Raw genomic sequence first — 2735 nt, 5'->3', positions numbered from 1 at the left:
GTGAGCGTCCGGTGAGCGGATTTTGCTGAACGAGCCAGTTAGGCGATGTTCTGGCATTAGAACCAGCATTAGTGCTGACACTAATATCAGATCTGAGAGGTTGGTATGGCTCGCATGGAGATCATTTCCGGCGTTGAGCGTAGGCGGCGGTGGTCGAAGGAAGCGAAGCTGGCGATATTGGCTGAAGCCGATCAACCGGGTGTTCGCATTGGCGATGTCGCTCGTCGCCATGACATTTATCCTGCGCAGATCCGTTTATGGCGGAAAACGCTTAGCCACTTCGATGTGTCAGCAACGTTCCTTCCGGTCCACCTGGTCAACGACGTAAGCCTCGGGCAGATGCCGGCGGCCGGCGGGGCGCCCGCGCTAATCAAGATCCAGCTACGAAATGGTCGCAGTTTGAAAGTTCCGGCGGACATTGAACGCAAGATGCTGTCATCGTTGATCGCGTGTGTTGAGGCTGCATGATCGGGCCGACAGGAAATGTGCGGGTCTACTTGGCTTGCGGGGTGACCGATATGCGGCGCGGTATCGATGGTCTGTCCGCTATGGTCGAGGCGGTGATCAAGGAAGCGCCGGGTTCCGGAGCGATCTTCGGCTTCCGTGGAAAGCGCGCCGACCGGATCAAGCTTCTATGGTGGGATGGCGAGGGGTTCTGCCTATTCTACAAGATTCTCGAGCGCGGATACTTTCCTTGGCCGACGGCGAAAGATGGCGTTGCGCATCTGACGCAGGCGCAGTTGTCGATGCTTGTTGAAGGGATTGACTGGCGCCGACCAGCGTGGACTTCCGCCCCTGGCCGCACGGGTTAAAAGCTATATTTTACAGGGACATCCGGGGCAAAACGCTAGTGCTTTCGCTGCAAATCGGCTATGTTTTTGGGCATGAAAGCACCGCCGCTGGACAGTCAGGACGAGCTATTGGCATTGCGCGCGCTCGTCGCTGAACAGGCGGCGAAGCTTGAGAGCCAAGTAGCCGAAGTCAGCAAACGAGACTCCATTATCGGGCTTCTGCGTGCGCAGCTGGAACTGCTCCGCCATCGGCAGCATGGCGCTTCTTCGGAAAAGATCGATCGGAAGATTGAGCAATTCGAACTGATGCTGGAGGAGATCGAAGCCTCTCGCGCCGAGGCTGATGCTCGTTCCGGAAAAGGCCTGTTGCCAGATCTGGACGATGCCCCCGACAAGCCGAAACGCAGACCTCTGCCGGATGGCCTTCCAACTGAAGAGCGGGTGTATGCAGCGCCCTGCAGTTGCCCGACTTGTGGTGGCATGTCCTTCCTGAAGGCGGCCGACAAGGTGGTCCAGGTGATGGAGCATGTGCCGGCTTCTGTGAAGATCGTCCGGCATATCGAGAAGCGCATGGTCTGTAGGGACTGCGATACAATGGTATCGGGTGAGATGCCGAGCTTGCCGATCGAGCGAGGCAAACCTGGACCAGGACTGCTCGCACACATCATGGTCGCCAAATTTGACGATCATATCCCGCTCTACCATTTGTCCGAGATGTACGACCGGCTGGGGATAGACATCTCCCGGTCTGTCATGGCGGACTGGGTTGGCCGTGTGTCCGTTCTGCTCTCGCCCCTCATCTCGCTGATCAGAGCCCATCTCGCGGCCATCGATCGAATACACACGGACGACACGCCGGTCGATGTTCTCGACCCAGGACGAGGAAAGACGAAGACCGGCAGGGTCTGGGTCTATGTCTTCGATGGCAGCGGCTGCCAGGATCCCACGCCCGGAGCGATCGCCTATTACTATAGCCCCGACCGAAAGGGCGTGCATCCGGCTGAACACCTCGCTCACTTCAACGGCGTAATGCATGCGGACGGGTATGCTGGCTATAGCAAGCTTTACGGCAACCAGATCATCGAAGCTGCCTGCATGGCGCATGTGCGCCGCAAGTTCCATGATGTGATCAAGCTCAAGCCATCTTCGATCGCCGACGAGGCTCTGTCGCGCATCGGTGCCCTCTACGATATCGAGGATCGTATCCGCGGCATGTCGGCTGACGAGAGGCGAACACTGCGCCAGCAACACGCCAGACCATTCTGGCGGACCTCAAGGCCTGGATTGAAACGGCGCTTTCGACGCTGCCGCAGAAACAGAAGCTTGCCGAAGCGATGCGATACGCTCTCTCGCGATGGGCAGCATTGAGCGTCTACATTGACGATGGCCGTGTCGAAATCGATAACAACATAGCTGAGCGCGCTATGAGGCCACTCGGAATTGGAAGAAAAAATTGGCTCTTTGCTGGATCAGACAAGGGCGGCGAGCGCATCGCCACTATCCTGACCATCATCGAGACAGCTAAACTCCATGGCCACAATCCAGAGACCTATCTGACAGACGTCCTGACCAGGATCCAGAGCCATCCGAAGGATCGACTTGAGGAACTGCTCCCGTGGCAGTGGACTCCGGCAAAAGACCGGTACGAGGCTGCGTGATGGCACGCTCAAGGATCATCTATACCCTCAAAGAGGTCGCTGAGATGATCGGCGAGAACCTCGAGTTGATCGAAGAGGTGACCGCCAACTCGGATAATATCAGCGAAGGCGAATTGCTTTATGTCCGCGACGGCAGCGAATTCGGCACAAAGGGCCTGACCGAGAACGGCGTGGACGAACTCCAAAATCTCCTCGCCGACATACGGACATGGGATGGTGGAATCCGCCAGTTTCTCGTCGATGAACAATGCGATCCGGATGTGGTCGAACGCGTTATGGCAGACGA

The 2735-nt window shown here is 57.4% G+C and carries 4 protein-coding genes and 1 pseudogene; all 5 read left to right on the top strand.

What is annotated here, in order from left to right:
* The first annotated feature begins 114 nt into the window (after nucleotides 1-114).
* On the top strand, nucleotides 115-468 hold the full coding sequence (gene tnpA, locus AS026_RS08525; RefSeq protein ID WP_160330090.1) for an IS66-like element accessory protein TnpA: 354 nt from the start codon (nucleotides 115-117) through the stop codon (nucleotides 466-468).
* A complete protein-coding gene (gene tnpB / locus AS026_RS08520; RefSeq protein WP_062369358.1) occupies nucleotides 465-812 on the top strand; it encodes an IS66 family insertion sequence element accessory protein TnpB in 348 nt (115 codons plus the stop codon). Before tnpA ends, tnpB begins: the two co-directional genes overlap by 4 nt.
* Before the next feature lie 60 nt (nucleotides 813-872).
* Nucleotides 873-2218, top strand: a pseudogene (gene tnpC / locus AS026_RS08515) (IS66 family transposase); the annotation flags it as partial.
* Nucleotides 2216-2449 (top strand): transposase domain-containing protein, encoded by a 234-nt coding sequence (locus AS026_RS44440; protein WP_425349772.1) that lies wholly within the window; start codon nucleotides 2216-2218, stop codon nucleotides 2447-2449. The pseudogene tnpC and the gene AS026_RS44440, both read left to right, overlap by 3 nt.
* A partial coding sequence (locus AS026_RS43155) for a hypothetical protein (RefSeq protein WP_062369360.1) occupies nucleotides 2449-2735 on the top strand: 287 nt, incomplete at its 3' end. The genes AS026_RS44440 and AS026_RS43155, both read left to right, overlap by 1 nt.

Source organism: Rhizobium altiplani, assembly GCF_001542405.1.
GTDB classification, from domain to species: domain Bacteria; phylum Pseudomonadota; class Alphaproteobacteria; order Rhizobiales; family Rhizobiaceae; genus Rhizobium; species Rhizobium altiplani.
The sequence above is the reverse complement of the archived record's forward strand: the minus strand, read 5'-3'. Positions and strand labels throughout refer to the sequence as shown.

Bases quoted from the DNA above. Each gene is read 5' to 3' on its own strand.
- tnpA (WP_160330090.1), top strand. From the start codon at position 115: ATGGAGATCATTTCCGGCGTTGAGCGTAGGCGGCGGTGGTCGAAGGAA.
- tnpB (WP_062369358.1), top strand. From the start codon at position 465: ATGATCGGGCCGACAGGAAATGTGCGGGTCTACTTGGCTTGCGGGGTG.
- AS026_RS44440 (WP_425349772.1), top strand. From the start codon at position 2,216: ATGAGGCCACTCGGAATTGGAAGAAAAAATTGGCTCTTTGCTGGATCA.